This window comes from Synechococcus sp. H55.11, assembly GCF_047462475.1.
GTDB lineage: Bacteria > Cyanobacteriota > Cyanobacteriia > Thermostichales > Thermostichaceae > Thermostichus.
This window is the reverse complement of sequence record NZ_JANSJI010000363.1, coordinates 28,842-45,511: the sequence shown is the minus strand read 5'-3', so window position 1 is coordinate 45,511 and position 16,670 is coordinate 28,842. Positions and strand designations below refer to the sequence as shown.

Here is a 16,670-nt window from a genome sequence, read left to right as displayed (position 1 = left end):
TCGCCTTCGAATTCCATACGCTGTCGCCAACGCGCCGCTCTAACTCCCCTCTCCCGTTGGGAGAGGGGCTGGGGGTGAGGGCTGGGAGAGGGGCTGGGGTGAGGGCGGCGCAGAGCGGTAGGGAAACGTCGTGATTTTCTTCTAGAATGGCCACCAGTTAGATCCCCCCTCACTGCTTCATCTGAGCTTCCCCTCTCTACCTATGGATGCCAAGGAGCTGCTCCGCCTCTACCGGGCAGGACGCACTAACTTTGCGGGCGAAAACCTAGCCGCCCTGGATCTAAGCCGGGCCGATTTAATCGGGGTGGATCTCTCGCAAGCCAACCTGCGCAGTGCCAATTTGATTTTTGCTTTTTTGGGGCGGGCCAAGCTGCAGAAGGCCAACCTTGTTGGGGCTAACCTCGGTGGGGCCAACCTCAGCCAGGCGGACTTGAGCGAGGCGGATCTCAGAGATGCTCAGTTGCACGGCGCCACTTTGCAGGGGGCAGATTTGCATGGGGCCAACCTGACCCTGGCCCTGCTGCTGGATGCCAATCTGCTGGATGCGGATCTGCGCTGGGCTAACCTCACCAGCGCCAACTTGGGGGGGGCTTGTCTGCGGGGGGCCAACTTGCGACTCGATAGTCGTCGGGGAGCGGTGTTGCGCAACGCCAATCTCAGCCGCGCCGACCTGAGCGGAGCCAACCTGGCGGGAGCGGATTTGACGCGGGCCGACCTGAGCGGGGCCAATCTCAAAGAGGCCAGCCTGCTCAGGGCCAACTTGCAAGGGGCCAATCTGCAGCAGGCCTGTTTGCAGGGAGCCATCCTGAGCGAGACCGACCTGAGGGGGGCTGCCTTTACAGGAGCAAACCTGCAAGGAGTGCAGATGATGCGGGCCAACTTGAAGGGGGCGATACTGCGCCAGGTGAATCTGACAGAAGCCAACTTGAGTGAGGCAGATCTGGCCGGGGCCGATTTTTCCGCCAGTTGCCTGCGCTCGGCCAAGCTGGCGCGGACGGATCTCAGTCGGGCCAATCTGGCCGGGGCCGATTTGAGGCATGCCAACCTGGTGGACGCCTACTTGGGGCGCACCAACCTGGAAAACGCCGATCTCGGCGACGCGATCCTGACCCGAGCCGATCTAAGCACGGCTAACCTCAGCGGGGCCAATTTGCGCGGGGCAACCCTGCCGGATGGACGGATTGGGTGAGCAAGGCGGGGATCCGCCCTGGAGCAGGTGAGGTTTTCCGCTGTCCTGGGAGCACCACAACCGCTAGCCTACAGGGGAAGGGTGGGACAAAGGGATCTGTGAACAGCCGCCGATTTCTGTCCTTGATGGAAGCCTTGTGGGCTGCTCTGCCTTTGCCAGAATGGTTGCCGGGAGCAGGAGAGCGCTCGTGGCAGCAGACGGTGGCAGCCCTGCTCCAGCTATGGCAAGAGGTGGGACGGTTTGGCGTGGTGATCGGTGGGCCGGTGTCTTGGTGGCCCCCCTGGGTGGTGCGGGATCCGCTGCCCCAGCTGCCGCTGCCCATCGACGCCCCAGAACCCAACCTGAAGCTGCAAGAGCCGGCCTGCGAAGCCCCCTGGCTGTTTACCCCCGATCTGTCGCCGGAGTCGATCCTGACCCCTGGCCAGACGGTGATCCCTCTCCTGCCGCGGGATCCCTTGGTGGAGGAGCCTTTTTTGCTGGTGCTCACCCCTGTTTTTTCGGCGGTGGCCGCCCAAGGGTATCACCCCCACACGCGGCAAAGAGGCATGATGGTGTCTTTTGAGCCGGAGGTGGTGCATCGGGCTTGGCAAAGCCTGGAGCAGCGGGTTCAACAGGGCAGGCCGGATCAGCTTGCTGCTTGGCGAGAGTTGGCCATCCACTATCCACTGATGCAGCCGCATGTGCGGGTGCTGGCCCGCTTCAGCAGCCTTCTTTTGTTAGGGAACTTGGCCGAATCGGGCTCCTCGCCCGCTTGCCTGCCCCCTGCCAGAGCTGAGGTGGAGAACTCCCCTGCGCCCCCAACCCGGCCAGAAGACACCAAGAAGGGGCGGCTCTCGGCAGCTTCCTCTCCCCCTTCCCCCACAGATTCCTCTCCCCAGAGCCAGTCCTCTGGTCAACAGAGCAGCCTTTCGGAGGCAGAACTGTTGCGGGCTCTCATTCACGAGATCCAGACCCCCCTTAGCACCATCCGCACCTTGGTCAGTCTCATTCTGAAGCGGCGCGACCTGCCGCCACGGGTACGGGAATACGTAGAGAAAATCGATCGCGAATGTACCGAGCAGATCAACCGCTTCGGGCTGTTCTTCCAGGCCACGGAAACGGTGATGCCCGCTGCCACTCCCGGCGAAGGGCGTCGGCTCCAGCTAGAGCCCATTGCGTTGGTGGACTTGGTGCGGCAAAACCTACCTCGCTGGCAGGAGCAGGTGAAACGACGGGGATCCCAACTGGAGCTGCAGATCCCCGACGAGCTGCCGGATGTGGTCAGCGATCCCAAGGCGCTGGAAGCGGTGCTGTTCGGCATGGTGGATCGCATTGCCCGCAGCACACCGGCCGGCAGCCACATTCGCGCCCAGCTGGTCAGCGCTGGCGAGCTGGTCAAACTCCAGTTTCAGGTCAACACACCTGAGGCCAGCAACGCCGCTGCCGACTCAGAGCCCAAATCTCCCCAAGCCATTGGGCAGTTGTTGGTCGTGCAGCCGGATACGGGTGCAGTGAGCCTCAGCCTTCCCGTCACCCAAACCTTGTTCCGCGCCTTGGGGGGCTACCTCACCGTGCGCCACCGCGCCCACCGGGGGGAAATTCTCAACATCTACCTGCCCCGCCAGCTATGAGCCACCGATCCCGCTCTCATCCCGATATCCTTATGGCGGATCGCAGGGGAGATGGGGCTAGGATCGATCTGCCAGCGCCGGGAGAGTCTAGAGATTGGATCCATGCCGAGAGCCAGAAAAGTTGCCGAACACCATCCAGAGCCAGAGCCTGCCTGTGGAGCTGGGGATCCCAGAGTCAAGGGGGTAACTCTCTCTGCGCAGCAGCTCTCCACCTTGCTCCACGAGATGCGCAACCCTCTCACCGCTCTGAGCACGTTGGCCAAGTTACTACAAAAACGCTTGCCCCCAGAAGATCGCAACCACTGGATTGGCCTGAGCATTGAACAGGAGTGCAAGCATCTGCAAGATCTGCTGGCGGAGTTCGAGCGTTTGGACGGGATCCCGGCTCCTCTCCAACTTCAGTCCCTCTCCTTGCCTGACCTGCTGCGGGAGTGGATCCCCATTTATCAAGCCCTGGCGGAAACCCAGGGACACCGCTTTCAGGCCGTTCTGCCCCCTTCGCTGCCCCCTGTACAAGGCGATCCGCGCGCCCTGCGGCAGGTGCTGGATAACCTAATCGACAACGCCTGCAAATATACCCCGCCCCCAGGTCAGATTTGGCTGAAGGTGGAGTTGGTTGAGGATTGCTCACCTGACTCGCAGCGGTCAGTAGCCATCGCCGTCTGTGACAATGGCCCCGGCATCCACCCCGAGAACCTGGAGCGGATCTTTGACCCTTTCTTTCGGGCGGATCTTTCTAAGCCAGGACAGGGGCTGGGGTTGGCCATTAGCCGCGACTTGGCCACCCAGATGGGAGGAGACCTTCGCGTGGACAGCTCCCCCCAAGGCTCTTGTTTTCGCCTCAGATTGCCCACGGCCCAGTAGAGCTTGAAAATGTGAGCAAGGGTGTTTCTCCCAGCCAAAATCTTGAAAGCCATCCAGGAGCTGCCCAATGGCCCCCTCCGCTCAAGCCAAACCCGAACCTGCCTTGGCCCGCATCTTGTTGGTAGATGACGAGCCAGGTCTGCGGGAGGCAGTGCAAGCCTACCTAGAAGACAGCGGCTTTGAGGTGATCCCGGCTGCCAACGCCCAGCAGGCTCTGCAGCTTCTCGGCACGGCCCAACCGCAACTGATCATCTCCGACATCATGATGCCGGGCATGGACGGCTACCAATTTTTGGCGCAAGTGCGAAAACTCGAGCCCTACAGCCATCTGCCGGTGGTGTTCCTCACCGCCAAAGGCATGACTGCCGACCGCATCCAGGGCTACCGGGCCGGCGTCGATGCCTACTTGCCCAAGCCCTTCGATCCGGAAGAGCTGGTGGCCATTGTCTCCAATCTCATCGAGCGCTCGCGCGCGGCTAGCCCCTCGGAAGTGGTGGCCCGCGAGCTGGCCTCGATTCGCGCCCTGCTGTCGGAGCGAACTCTCCCCCCAACCAGTCCCTCTCAGCCCCTCACCCCAACTCCTTTGCCCCCACCGATTAAGGTGGAGCTGACGCCGCGGGAACAGCAGGTGTTGGAGAAGGTGGCAGAAGGTCTGATGAACAAAGAAATTGCCAAACAACTGCAAACCAGCGTGCGCAACGTGGAAAAATACGTCACCCGCCTCCTCAACAAGACGGGCACCAGCAGCCGCACCGAGCTGGTGCGCTACGCCCTCACCTACGGCCTGATCCGGTTGTAGCCCTCACCCCCGATCCCTCTCCCTCTGGGAGAGGGGAGAAGGGGCTTACGGCTGTGGCTTGGGCGGAACGGTAACCAGCAGCTCCAGCCCAAAGGCGTGCTCCCCGGCGGGGTAGCTGGTGATCCCCACCCCATCGATGCGGGTCAGCAGCTCGCGGGCTTCCGGCTCTACGCTGGCCAGCCCACCCGGCAAGGCGGCTTCCAGCACCGTGCGGAGGCCTCGCCAATTCAGCAAAAAGTAGCCGTAGTTGGGCTTGGGCAACTGGTTGTAGAGGGTTTTCAGCGGCTCGGTTTGAGGAAGCAGATTGCCCTGGCGCTGGGCAAGGCTTTGCAGCGCCGCCGTGCTGGTGGTAACCATCAGGTAGTTGCCTTCCCAGGCACGGGTTAGAAGCGGACGGTTAAACAAGGGATCCGCCCAGGTTACCTGGCCATCGGCTTCCGTTACTCGCGCGCCCGACTCCTGAGCCAGCCGATCCAACTGGGCCAGGGCCGCGTTGGCTTTGTCTTTTTGGCTGCTCTCGATGATCAAAGCCGCCCCCATGCCTTGCAAGAGGGGGTGGGCCTGGGCATCGGGCGCCACCAGCAAGGCCATCTCCCCATCCAGCCAAGCCATCAGGTCTCGATCCAGATCCAGGCGGGTGTTGGTGCGGAACTCGGCCCGCAGTTCATCCAGGGACTCTTTGGCCTGGGGATCCTCTTCCAGCTCCGACACAACCGCCTGCCAGCGTTGGGCAACCTGCTGGGTGGTGATCACCGCCAGGGCACTGCCGGGCAGCCGCTGGATCAGCTCGCCCCGGGCAGTCTGCCACTTGCCCAGCAGCGGGGTTTGGGGATCCAGTTGGGTGAGTAGGCGCATCTGCAGGCCCTGCTCCCGCCAGTGGGCAGCCATAGCCAAAGAGCGCAGCGGCTGCAGGGATCCCAGCTCTGCCGGATCCCAGTCCCGCGTCCAATCTCGGAAAGACTCGGGATCCTCCTGCAAAGCCTGGAAGTTGAAGTAGGCAAAAGCCAAGGTGCCCGGCTTCTGGTAGAGATCGCCCACGGCAGTGCGGAAGCCTTCGGCGCGGCTAATGGGCTCCGCCTGGCCGCGATAGACAGCAATTGCCTGCTCCATCACCTTGGGATCGTTGGCCAGGGCCACGAAACGGCTGCCAAACTCAGCCGTCACCCACCGTTCGCCCGGCTCCCCATTGGTTTGCACGTAGAGAGTCACCCCTTGCTCCTGGCGCTGCTCGAAGTTGGCCCCTTCCGCCTCTGCCTGTTGCCGCACTTGGGCCAGGAATTGCCTGGACAGATCGGCGTTGCGGGTGCTGGCTCCAAAGAGGATCCCAGGCATCGGTTCCGCAGCCCCCGGCACCAGGTTGGGGATCACCACCGCCAGCGTGAATTGATCCCCGGCCCAGGTCTGGATCTCCTCGCGGGAGAACTCCTGGCCGGTGCTGGCCCAAGCTTCTGCCGTCCAGCTCTCCCAACGGGCCAAAAGGTCAGGGTGGGTACGCAGCGCCTCTTCTGGTTTGGTGGAAAAGGCCAACACTAGGGGTGCCGATTGGGGAACCAGCGCCGTCTCCGGCAGAACATCGCCGGGCAACTGCACCTGGGGTGCCCTGAGCTGACAGGAGCCCAAAAGCCAAGAGCCCCCCACCGCCATCAATGTCAGGGAGAACGGACGGGGGCGACGATAAAGTTGGGCCTGCATACCACACCTGCAACGAGCCGTCCTCTTGAGCATAAGCGATAAACTCGAAGGCTGTCTGTGATCCCAGGCCCGCCCACCAAAATATGTAGAAATTGTTACTTGAAATGCCTACCGGGATCGGGCGCGCGCGACCAGCCCATCCACATATTTGTTCCAGCGCAGACCCCGATGGGCCGGGATCCAGGCCACCCGCACCTGCGGGCACTGCCGTTTCAGTTGATACAGCTCTTGCACCAAGTCCAGGTTTTCCACCGGCCCCGTGCGCCGCCGCCACCCCTGCGCTGCCCAGCGCTCCATCCAATCGTTGTAGGTCTGCACACAGAGATGGGAGTCGCTGTAGATGGTGTCCATGCGGTTGTCCTGGGTATCGCGGCAGTATTGCAAGGCCCGAATGAGGCCGGTCAATTCCATGCGGTTGTTGGTGCTGGCGGGATCCCCTCCCCAAAACTCTTCCACAATCTGGTCATCCTCAACCACCACCACCGCCCATCCCCCTGGCCCCGGATTGGGGGAACAGCCCCCGTCAGTGAAGATGCCGCTGTGGGGGCAAGCAACCGGACGGCTAGGGCGCGCTCCTCCACGGTTGTGAATCCGTGAGACTTGGGCCATCATTCAGGATCCCTGCTCGACAACAGACACTCGATCTTAACCCCCCCCAGGCCTGTCAGCGCCACTACTTAGTAGATATTTAGTGGAAACAGCGTCAGCGAAGCCTTATTTCACACCATCAGCAGCATAAGCCCCGTTAGGGTATAGAGATAGGGAACTCCTGCCAAAACAGCGCAAACAAAAACCCCCAGAAAACCTGGGGGAGGAGTGGTGTGTTGAGGTGATGAATACTCGCATGATATCCCCCCAATTCAGCGAGTAGGCCAACTCGGCGAGAGATCTCTGCGTTTTTTTGCAGAAATCATTGCAGATGCTGGAAAGCATCAGACACTAGAAGCCAGCGCACCAGAACAGAGCTTATTTTCATCTTGATCAGGTATAGTGCTTAGTTTTGGAAAAATATCTAATTAAGCACTAGGGGTAGAGAGGTCTGATAATGATTTTTTTAGGTGCCCGCCGCTGACACTAGGGGTTGTGTCAAGCCCAAATGAGCATAGAGACGAGAAAAGTCAAAATTTGCTGACATTAGCTCCTGGATGCAGCGGACTTTCACCTCCTCATGGAGGCGAATTTGGCCAAAAACCCGTTCGATGCGGTTAATGGTGGTGAAAGTGTCCAGATCCACCGAGAGGATCGGCACTTCCAGCTCTTCTGCTCGAGATTGAATGCGGGGATCCAGAGGCAGCTTGCCGGTCAAGATCAGGCAGAGGGTGGAAGTTTCCAGGGCGGCCAGTTGAATATCGGTGCGGTCTCCGCCGGTGATCACCGCCTTGTGCTCCAGCTTGCGGAAGTACTTCAAGGCCGAGTTGACGTTCATCGCCCCCACGGCGATGTTTTCTACCATCAAATCCAGGCGATCTGGGCAGCAGAGCACCTCGGCCTCCAGTTGCCGCGCCAGCTCGCCGACGCTGATGCTGCGCAAAATGCGGTGGGAGGGCAAAATGCCCAAAACCGGGATCCCTTTCGCCTCCAGGAAGGGTCGAACGGTGGTCTTGGTGGGCTCCATCTGGTCGGGCGGCACATCGTTGAGCAGCACGCCGGCCAAATGGGATCCCAGTTGGCGGTGGGCAAAGAGAAGAGAATCGACCGCCAAAGGGGAGTGGTAGCGGTTGATCAGCAGTACCTGAGCATCCAGGGCTTGGGCCATTTTGGCCAAGGAGAGGCCAAACAACTCTCCCTCGTAGAGATCGGCGGGGCCCTCTAGCAGGATCAAATCCGCAGCGGATCCCTCGGCAAACTCCAGCAGAGGGGCAACGGAGCAGGCGGGGGCCAGCTTCTCCAGCGACTGCTGGATGTGAGCCAGCAACGCCTCTTCGTTGAGCTGGAGAAGCATGGGAGGCATCTGAGTCAGCCGCAGCGTCTCCGCTACAAAGCGCATATCCGGATCCATCCCTTCCGGGGAGCCATCCTCTCTAGCCCACGATCCAATCGGCTTGCTGTAGGTAACTTGCACCCCCTGCCGCTGCAAATGCTTGGCCAAACCCAAGATGGCTGCCGACTTGCCGCTGAAGGGCTCAGTAGAACCGATGAGAAGGAACTTGGACACGGATGGCTCCTGGCAACGCGAGAGACAGAGAACTCCGATACCCAGTCTAACGAAGACTGCCTTAGCTAACCGATTAGGATCGACTCTTCAGGGTAGGTCACCAACGGGCGGGGCTGCTGTTGGGCCAAAGCCAAGACGATGGTCAGTGCCCCCAAGCGGCCCCAGAACATCACCAAAACGATGATCAGTTGGCCAAACAAGTTCAGCTCCCCGGTAAACCCCGTCGAGAGACCGCAGGTGGCAAAAGCGGAGATCACTTCAAACAACACCGGATCCAGCCTGCTGTTGCCGTGGGAAATCAAGATCAGCCAGGCCGCCAACAGCACCACAAACAGAGAAACCGTCAGCACCGCCGCCGCCTTGCGCACCATCGAGGGATCCAAACTGCGCCCGGCAATCTGGGCGCTGGGCAGGCCGCGGGCATAGCCCCACAGGGCCAGCACCAACACCGCCAAGGTTCCGGTGGTGATGCCACCCCCCATAGAAGCCGGAGCTGCCCCGATAAACATGAGAGCCATCAGCAACAACCGACTTGCCGGGGTCAAATCCTCAATGGGGATCCCGGCGAACCCGGCGGTACGAGCCGAAACCGATTGAAAAAACGTCAGGCCCAAGCGGCGGGGCCAGTTCAGCTCCCGCAGGGATCCCTCGGGCAAACTCTCGGCCAAGAACATCCCCAAGCCGCCTGTGCAGAGCAAGACCACTACCACAACTAGAGTGATGCGGGTGTGCAGAGAGGGACGGTGGCCCCGCGGCCAAGTTAACAAATCCGACAAAACCGGGATGCCCAAGCCGCCGATAAAAATCAGAGCGCCCAAGATCGCCAGCGACAGGCCATCCGTAGGGATCCCCTCCTGCCCAAATAGGTCGAACCCCGCATTACAGAAAGCTGACACGGCGTGAAAAATGGCCAGAAAAACCGCCCGACCTGGCCCGTAGAGATCCCGCCAATGCACCCAGAGCAGCAGGGCCCCTCCCAGCTCGATCAGGGTGACCCCGATCAACACCCGCCGCGTCAATTCCAGAATGGCCCCCGGATCGATCAGGCCCAGCGAATTGCACAGCGCCAAGCGGTTGAGCAGGGAGATGCGCCGCCCGATCAGTTGGAACACCACCACCGCCAGCACCATGAAGCCTACCCCGCCAATTTGGATCAACAGCAGCAAGACGATCTGGCCAAGCAGAGTGAGATCCTCCGCCGCCACAATCGTCGAGAGCCCCGTTACGCTCAGGGCGGACATGGCCGTGAATAGCGCCTCATTCCAGCTCAAGGGATCTCCGCGCCCGATCCCCGGCAGCATCAGCAGCAAAGTTCCCACCACCGCCAGCAGGCCCAACCCTGCGACCAGGCGCAGAGGCGGCGGCAGCGGGCGACGCCTGTCCCCAAAAACGAGCCGATGCAAGCGGTTGGCCGGGATCCAAGAGGACTGAGGCAGCATCAGGCGAGGGCTTCCCGCAGCTCGGGCAGACCCCCAGCCCCCAGCCCCCTCGGGTTGCGACGGCGGGACACAACCCTCTCTCATCGGATCCCCCCTTACATCTCGTTCAGCCGCGAGATATTGGTATTGGCCCCCAGCACCACCAGCAGATCTCCCTTCTCCAACAGGTAGTCTGCTGGCGGTGAGACCACCAACGATTGTTTTCGCTTCACCACCAAGACCGTGATGCCAAAGCGGCGACGCAAGTCTGACTCCGCCAGCGTATGGCCCACCAACGCCTCCGGCACCTCCAGCTCGGTAATGCCGTAGCCCGGCTCCAGCTCCAGTTGATCCAGGATCCCTGGTGCCGTCAACACCTGAGCCAGACGCCGGCCCGCCTCCTGCTCCGGCAACACCACCCGATCGGCGCCCACCCGCAAGAGAATCGAGCGCTGCCGCTCCGTCGAAGCCTTGCAAACCACGTTGCGCACCCCTAAGCTCTTGAGGGCCACCGTCGTCAGCAAATTGCTCTCGAAATCGCTGCCGATGGCCACCACCACCGTGTCGAAGGAGAGAATATCCACCGCTCGCAGCGCATCCTCATCGCTGGAATCCAGAGCCACCACCTGCGTCAGTTGATCCGCCAGACGCTGCACGATCTCCCGGCTGCGGTCGATCCCCAAAACATTGTGCCCCCGCTCCATCAGCGTGAGGGCCAAACTCGTGCCGAAGCGTCCCAGACCGATCACCGCATACTCGCGATCCGCTCGCCCCATGCGCCCCCTTGCCCTTTACTTCAAAACCAAACACCAATCATAGGCTGACGCAGCAGGGATCGGGCAGGGCTGAGATCCTAGGCAGACTCAGGCTTGGGCAGGGTGGAAGGGTGAGGGATCAGCTCGTGCGTGGAACGGCGCTCCACCATCTCGGCGGTGATGCGGATGTACTTTAGGTCACGGCGGGAGGGCGCCTCGTACATTACATCCAGCATTAGCTCCTCCACAATGGCCCGCAACGCCCGCGCCCCCGTTTTGCGACGGTAGGCTTCCTTGGCAATGGCAGAAATGGCAGCCGGCTCGAACTCCAGCTCCACCCCGTCCATGCGCAACAGCTTTTGCGCCTGTTTGAGAATGGCATTCTTAGGCTGCGTCAAGATGGCCTCCAGCGCCTTCTCATCCAGCGGATCCAAAGTGGCCACCACCGGAATTCGTCCCGTGAATTCGGGGATCATGCCGTACTTGATCAAATCCTCCGGCTCCAAAGCCTTGAGGGCGTTGGCCATGCGCTGCTCACGGGTAACTGCTAGCTGCTCCCCTGGCTTGATAAAGCCCATCGACTTTTTGCCGATGCGCTGCTCGATTACCTTCTCTAGGCCGACAAAAGCGCCCCCGCAGATAAAGAGGATATTCGAAGTATCGATTTGAATGCAGTCTTGGTAGGGGTGCTTGCGTCCGCCTTGGGGGGGCACGTTGGCGATGGTGCCTTCCAGCATCTTCAGCAAAGCCTGCTGCACCCCTTCGCCGGAAACGTCGCGGGTAATGGAGGGGTTTTCGCTCTTGCGGGCAATTTTGTCGATTTCGTCGATGTAGATGATGCCGCGCTGGGCTGCTTCCACATCCATGTCCGCCACCTGCAGCAGGCGCAACAGGATGTTTTCCACATCTTCGCCGACGTAGCCGGCTTCGGTGAGGGTGGTGGCATCGGCAACAGCAAAGGGCACATCCAACATGCGGGCCAGGGTTTCGGCCAGCAGGGTTTTGCCGGAGCCGGTGGGGCCGATGATCAAGATGTTGGACTTTTGCAGCTCCACCTCATCCAGCTCCGCAGCTCCGAGGCTGCTGGGGTTGGCCTTGGCCGCTAGGCGCTTGTAGTGGTTGTACACCGCCACCGACAAGACTTTCTTGGCCTTCTCTTGGCCGATCACATATTGGTCAAGATAACGCATGATCTCGCGCGGCTTAGGCAACTGCGCCAGAGAAGGCAGGCTGCGAAAAGATTTCTTGGTGGTTTCGCGACGACTGGGGGCAGGGGCAGTGGCAGCAGTAGCAGGAGGGTTGCCGTCGTAGAGCTCCTCATCCAAAATTTCGTTGCAGAGCTCCACACACTCGTCACAAATGTAGACCCCCGGCCCTGCAATCAACTTACGCACTTGATCCTGGGACTTATTGCAGAAGGAGCACCTTAAGTGGGAGTCATATTTGGCCATGGGATCCTCGTTGCTGCTTGTTCTTGGCTATCCTATCCGGCAAAAGCCAGAGGAAGACTGGACATTCAAACAAATCAAAGTGTGGGGCAAATCGGCTATGAGAGTGTAGGAATGCCGAGGCGGGTGGAACTCACTGGTCTATCAGTCTAGCATCTCCGCTGGGCTTGTTCCCAGGCGAAGTGCTCAGAGATTCTTGTGAGATAACTGTGACCCCCCTAGACAGGTCTACAGAAAAACCGCCCGACTGAACGCCGAGCGGCAGATGGTGTGAGGAGTGAACGGAAACATGCGTCTCCGCTGATCCCATCATAGTAGAACTTACCCGGCCCTGGCAAAGATGGCTATCGAAGGCCAAGGGATCTTTCAGTTAAGTTGGATGCTTTCGGGGGGGTGTGACGGCCTTTGTTGGCAACCAAAAAGGGGAAGGAACTGTCCGTGTTTCGTTCGCTTCCCCCCTATTGGCGTCCACTCCTCACTAGAGTTGAATCATAAATCATCCCTGCCGTTAGAACAACCCACTTTCCCCAAGTTTTCTGGGGATCTACCCCTGTCAAGGCTGCGGATCACCGGATTCCAGGGCCAACAGCTCCGCTTCGCTCAGCAGGGGGATCCCCAATTCTTGCGCCTGCTTGAGCTTGGAGCCGGGATCCGACCCCACCACCACATAGTCGGTTTGGCGGCTGACGCTGGCGGTCACTTTGCCGCCGCGGCTCTCAATCCAAGCCTTGGCCTGCTGGCGGGAGAGGGTGGGCAAGGTGCCAGTGATTACAAACTTCTTCCCGGCCAGCACCTGGGAAACAGCAGGGGCCTTCTGCTGGGGCAGGGCAGGGATCCCCAGCTCCCCCAGCTCCTGCAACAACTTCTGGTGGGCGGGATCGGCAAACCAGGCCACCACCGCCTCGGCAATTTCCGCCCCTATCCCGTAGATCTGGGCGATGTCTTCAGCCCTGGCCTGGGCTAAGAGTTCTGGGGCGGGGAAATGCTGGGCCAAAGTCTGGGCGGTCACCACCCCCACATGGGGGATCCCCAATCCATATAGCACCCGCTCCCAGGGCTGTTGGCGGGAGCGCTGAATGGCCTGCACCAGCTTCTGGCTGGAACGGGATCCCATCCCTGCCAAACTCTCCAACTGTTCCGGGGCGAGGCGGTAGAGGTCGGCCACGGTGCGCACCCCCAGCTTTTCCACCAACTGGGCTACCCGCTTTTCCCCTAAGCCCTCGATATCCAAAGCGTCGCGGCTGGCCCAGTGCTGCAGTTCCCCCCTGATCTTGGCCGGGCAGTCTGGGTTGGGGCAGCGGGTTATCGCCTCGCCGGCAGGGCGAACCAGGGGGGTGTGGCATTCGGGGCAGTGGCTGGGCAGGCGGTAGGGAACAGCGTCGGGGGGGCGCAACTCTTTGAGGATCCCCACCACCTCGGGGATGATCTCCCCGGCTTTGCGCACGATGGCCGTGTCGCCGATGTGCACATCCAGCTCCTCGAGGCGATCGGCATTGTGCAGGCTGGCGCGGCTGACGGTGGTGCCGGCCAGAAGCACGGGCTCCAGCTCTGCCACCGGGGTGACGGCGCCGGTACGTCCTACGCTGGCAAAAATGGCGCGGATGCGGGTGGGAACTTCTTGGGCAGGGTATTTGAGGGCAATGGCCCAGCGGGGAAATTTTTGTGTAAAGCCGGCCTCCTCTTGCAGCCGCAAGGAGTTGAGCTTCACCACCACGCCGTCGCAGGCGTAGGGGAGCTGGGCACCCCGCCACCGCTCGTAAAATTGGATCACCTCCTGCAAGCCCCGGCACACCTGGGACAGAGGATTGACGGGCAATCCCAGCTCCTTGAGCCGCTGCAGGCACTGCCACTGGGTTTGCGGGGGATCCCCGCTCGGCCAGCCTTCTGGCCAGTGGAGGGCATAGGCAAAAAAGCTGAGCTTGCGGGCGGCGACAACGCGGCTATCCAATTGGCGCAGGGTGCCGGCGGCGCAGTTGCGCGGGTTGGCAAAGGGGGGATCCCCAGCGGAGCGGCGTTCTTGGTTGATGCGCTCGAACTCAGCCAGGGCCAGATAGACTTCCCCCCGCACCTCCAAAACGGGAGGCGGATCTGCCGTCGCCAGCCGCAGGGGAATGGAACGAATGGCGCGCACGTTGGGGGTGATGTCCTCTCCGGCCTGACCGTCCCCCCGGGTAGCGCCCCGCTCCAAAAGACCATCGAGGTAGGTCAGGGCCAAGGCGGCGCCATCGATCTTCAGCTCACAGACGTATTCCAGCTCCTCCTCTGTCTCGCTGTCGCGGCCCAAAACTCGCAGCAGGCGCTCTTGCCACTCCTCTAGCTCTTCTGGGTTGAAAGCATTTTCCAAGCTGTGGAGGGGGATGCGGTGGAAGACAGTAGGAAAATGCTCTGCAGGTTTTTCTCCCACCCGCTGGGTAGGGCTGTCGGGGGTGACCAGTTCGGGGTAAGCCCGCTCCAGCTCTTGCAGCTCCCGGTAGAGGCGGTCGTAAACGCTGTCTTCCAGGATGGGGGCATCGTGGACGTAGTAGGCGATGCTGGCCTTCTGCAGCAGGGCGCGCAGCTCGCGGGCGCGCTCTTCCAGTCTGGGATCCATACCGTTTGGGTGAGCAAGATCTACCCCCAGGTTAGGGCTCCTGGGGAGCAAATAAGTAGGAGCCAATATTCTCCAAGCTGGGAGGATGCACGAAGGGGATGATCAAGATGGCCTGTTGGGAGAATCGCCGGGGGAGCTGGGCCAGAAGGGCTTGGTGGCGGCGGCGGAGGGCCTCTCCCAAGGGGGTGGAGTCCTCTAGCCAAACCCGATTGAGAACGGCGTAGGGATGGGGGATCCCCAGGGCATCCAACTCCGCCAAAAGACGCTCGGTTTCGGCCAGAACTGCCTGTTCGGGGTTGAAGACGGGGACAAAGCTAACAAACTGGGGATCCCGCAGCCGCCGCTGGAGCTGGCGCACCTGGGCCAAGAGATCCCGCAGCCGCTGCGCCCATTCCGGCCGGCCCACCACGTCGCGGTACTTTAGCCACAGCTTCAGGGCCAGGCTCACCCAGCCTTCTAGGGCCTGCGGCATCTGCAAAAAGCGCAGGAGATGGCCGGTGGGGGCGGTATCCACCACCACCAGGTTGAACTGGCCGCTGGCTTCTTGTTCCAGCACCGTCAGCAGGGCCATCACCTCGTCCAGACCGGGAGGGGGCATCTGCAAAAGCTGCCGCCAAGCCTGGGGGTCGTACTGGACTTCCACCCCTGCCGTCCCCTCGCCTGCCAAAATGGCCGCCACCTCCTCCAGGTAGTCTTGGCGGAAGCGCTCCAGCACTGCCGCCGCCTCGATCTCCTGGCCCAGCAGGTTGGGCAAGAGCGGCAGCGGCTCCTGACCCAGCTTCGTCTGAAACAGATCCCCCAGTGAGTGGGCCGGGTCGATGGAGACCAGTAAGAGCCGCTGGTCGGGATGGCGCTGGGCCAGGTTCCAGGCTAGGGCCCCGGCCACCGTGGTCTTGCCCACCCCACCCTTGCCCCCCACCAGCACAAGGCGGATCCCTTGGGCCAAAAAATCTGGAAGGCCCAAAGCCTGGCTCTGCCCAGAAGCAATCCCAAGGACTTCGTCCCGCTGCGGCGAAGGGGAGAGTTCCCCCGGGGCGGGGATCCCTGCCAACTGCGGCAGCACCTCTGGCAAGGGGCGAAGCTGCTGCACCAGCTTGTCCAGGGCCGTCGGCCCAATCGGCTCCTCCAGTTGATAGGGACAAACCCAGATGGGATAGCCAGGCAGCTCCTCTTGAAGCGTTTTTAGCCAGCGCCACTGCTCCTGCTGGCGGGCCAGGTAGAGAGGCGAGGGGCGGCTGGGGGTTGCTTCCGCTTTTTCCCCTGCGGCCGCCAACGTCCCTAGCAGCACCTGGTTGACCAGAAGACCCCCCACAGGCACACGGCGGCTTTGCAGTTGTTGACAGAAGCGGCGGGTCTCCGCCACGCTCAACGGCTCCGGGATCAGCACCAGCCAAGCAGAGGTGCTCTCCGGGTCGGTGAGGCGGGCTTTGCCTCCCTCCAGCTCACTTTGTAGCCGGGTCAAAAAGGCATCGGCCTCATCCGGTCGATAGGTGCCCGTCAGGGATTGGACAACCTCGCGGTGCTTGGCCTGGAAGGTGGCAAACACCGCCAGCAGATTATCCAAAAAGTCGGGCAACTCCAACAGCCGCAGGGTGTGGCCGGTGGGGGCCGTGTCCAGGATGACTGTGTCCACCTCTTGGCCTGCCAGCAGGCGGTTGACCTCGAGGATGGCCATCAGCTCGTCTACCCCCGGCCAGTCCAGATCCCAAAGGGGCAACAGATCCTCTCGCCCCAGCCAACTGCCCCGCTCGGCAATGAGCTCCAGAGCAGGGCCGTAGGTCTGCTTGAAAGACTGCAGCAGCACCTCGGCCTGGAGAGCCCGCACCTGCAAGTTGGGCCGTTCGCGCAAGCGGTGCGGAGCACTTTCCGGCAGGGGTTGGGGGGTGTCGGCCACCGGGATCCCCAGCACATCCCCCAGGGAGTGGGCCGGATCGGTGGATAGCAACAGCAGACGGCGCTCTGGTTGCCTCTGGGCTAGGTGACGGGCCAGGGCACAGGCCAGGGTGGTCTTGCCCACACCCCCCTTGCCGCTCAACAGCAGCAAGCGGCAGGAAGCCGATCGCGTCAGCGGGACGTAGTCCACGAGCCGGTCAAAAGGGGAGTTGTCGAGCTGAGCGGGCTGCAAAGGGATCCCTCGCGCGCAGGTCACC

The 16,670-nt window shown here is 61.7% G+C and carries 12 protein-coding genes; 4 read left to right on the top strand and 8 right to left on the bottom strand.

The genetic code is table 11. The features are described from left to right. Window positions 1-202 precede the first annotated feature (202 nt). The 4 genes from NW853_RS13980 (at window position 203) to NW853_RS13965 (ending at window position 4,462) form a co-directional block, all read left to right on the top strand. Window positions 203-1,189: a pentapeptide repeat-containing protein gene (locus NW853_RS13980; RefSeq protein ID WP_414349331.1), complete on the top strand. Its 987-nt coding sequence runs from the start codon at window positions 203-205 to the stop codon at window positions 1,187-1,189. Window positions 1,190-1,287: 98 nt separating this feature from the next. Further along, entirely contained in the window at window positions 1,288-2,799 is a 1,512-nt protein-coding gene (locus NW853_RS13975) for a sensor histidine kinase (protein WP_414349330.1), read from the top strand. A gap of 102 nt (window positions 2,800-2,901) precedes the next feature. Then, the gene (locus NW853_RS13970; protein WP_414349328.1) at window positions 2,902-3,663 is read left to right on the top strand and encodes a sensor histidine kinase; all 762 of its coding nucleotides are present in this window, start codon (window positions 2,902-2,904) and stop codon (window positions 3,661-3,663) included. A 67-nt stretch (window positions 3,664-3,730) separates the two neighbouring features. Continuing rightward, complete coding sequence (locus NW853_RS13965; protein WP_414336233.1) at window positions 3,731-4,462, top strand: response regulator; 732 nt, start codon at window positions 3,731-3,733, stop codon at window positions 4,460-4,462. A gap of 45 nt (window positions 4,463-4,507) precedes the next feature. Here NW853_RS13965 and NW853_RS13960 read toward each other — a convergent pair whose 3' ends face one another. From NW853_RS13960 to NW853_RS13925, 8 genes are all read right to left on the bottom strand, one after another. Continuing rightward, on the bottom strand, window positions 4,508-6,154 hold the full coding sequence (locus NW853_RS13960) for a DUF3352 domain-containing protein (protein WP_414349327.1): 1,647 nt from the start codon (window positions 6,152-6,154) through the stop codon (window positions 4,508-4,510). A gap of 108 nt (window positions 6,155-6,262) precedes the next feature. Further along, on the bottom strand, window positions 6,263-6,766 hold the full coding sequence (locus NW853_RS13955; RefSeq protein ID WP_414349326.1) for a ribonuclease H family protein: 504 nt from the start codon (window positions 6,764-6,766) through the stop codon (window positions 6,263-6,265). Window positions 6,767-7,208: 442 nt separating this feature from the next. Further along, a complete protein-coding gene (locus NW853_RS13950) occupies window positions 7,209-8,309 on the bottom strand; it encodes a phosphotransacetylase family protein (RefSeq protein ID WP_414334723.1) in 1,101 nt (366 codons plus the stop codon). A gap of 65 nt (window positions 8,310-8,374) precedes the next feature. Next, complete coding sequence (locus tag NW853_RS13945) at window positions 8,375-9,748, bottom strand: TrkH family potassium uptake protein (protein WP_414334722.1); 1,374 nt, start codon at window positions 9,746-9,748, stop codon at window positions 8,375-8,377. Between the two features lie 95 nt (window positions 9,749-9,843). Then, on the bottom strand, window positions 9,844-10,503 hold the full coding sequence (locus NW853_RS13940; RefSeq protein ID WP_414334721.1) for a potassium channel family protein: 660 nt from the start codon (window positions 10,501-10,503) through the stop codon (window positions 9,844-9,846). 77 nt (window positions 10,504-10,580) lie between these two features. Then, a complete protein-coding gene (gene clpX / locus NW853_RS13935) occupies window positions 10,581-11,933 on the bottom strand; it encodes an ATP-dependent protease ATP-binding subunit ClpX (protein ID WP_414334720.1) in 1,353 nt (450 codons plus the stop codon). A 550-nt stretch (window positions 11,934-12,483) separates the two neighbouring features. Continuing rightward, window positions 12,484-14,520 (bottom strand): NAD-dependent DNA ligase LigA, encoded by a 2,037-nt coding sequence (gene ligA / locus NW853_RS13930; protein WP_414334719.1) that lies wholly within the window; start codon window positions 14,518-14,520, stop codon window positions 12,484-12,486. Between the two features lie 31 nt (window positions 14,521-14,551). Then, entirely contained in the window at window positions 14,552-16,669 is a 2,118-nt protein-coding gene (locus NW853_RS13925; RefSeq protein ID WP_414349325.1) for an ArsA family ATPase, read from the bottom strand. Window position 16,670: the final 1 nt, after the last annotated feature.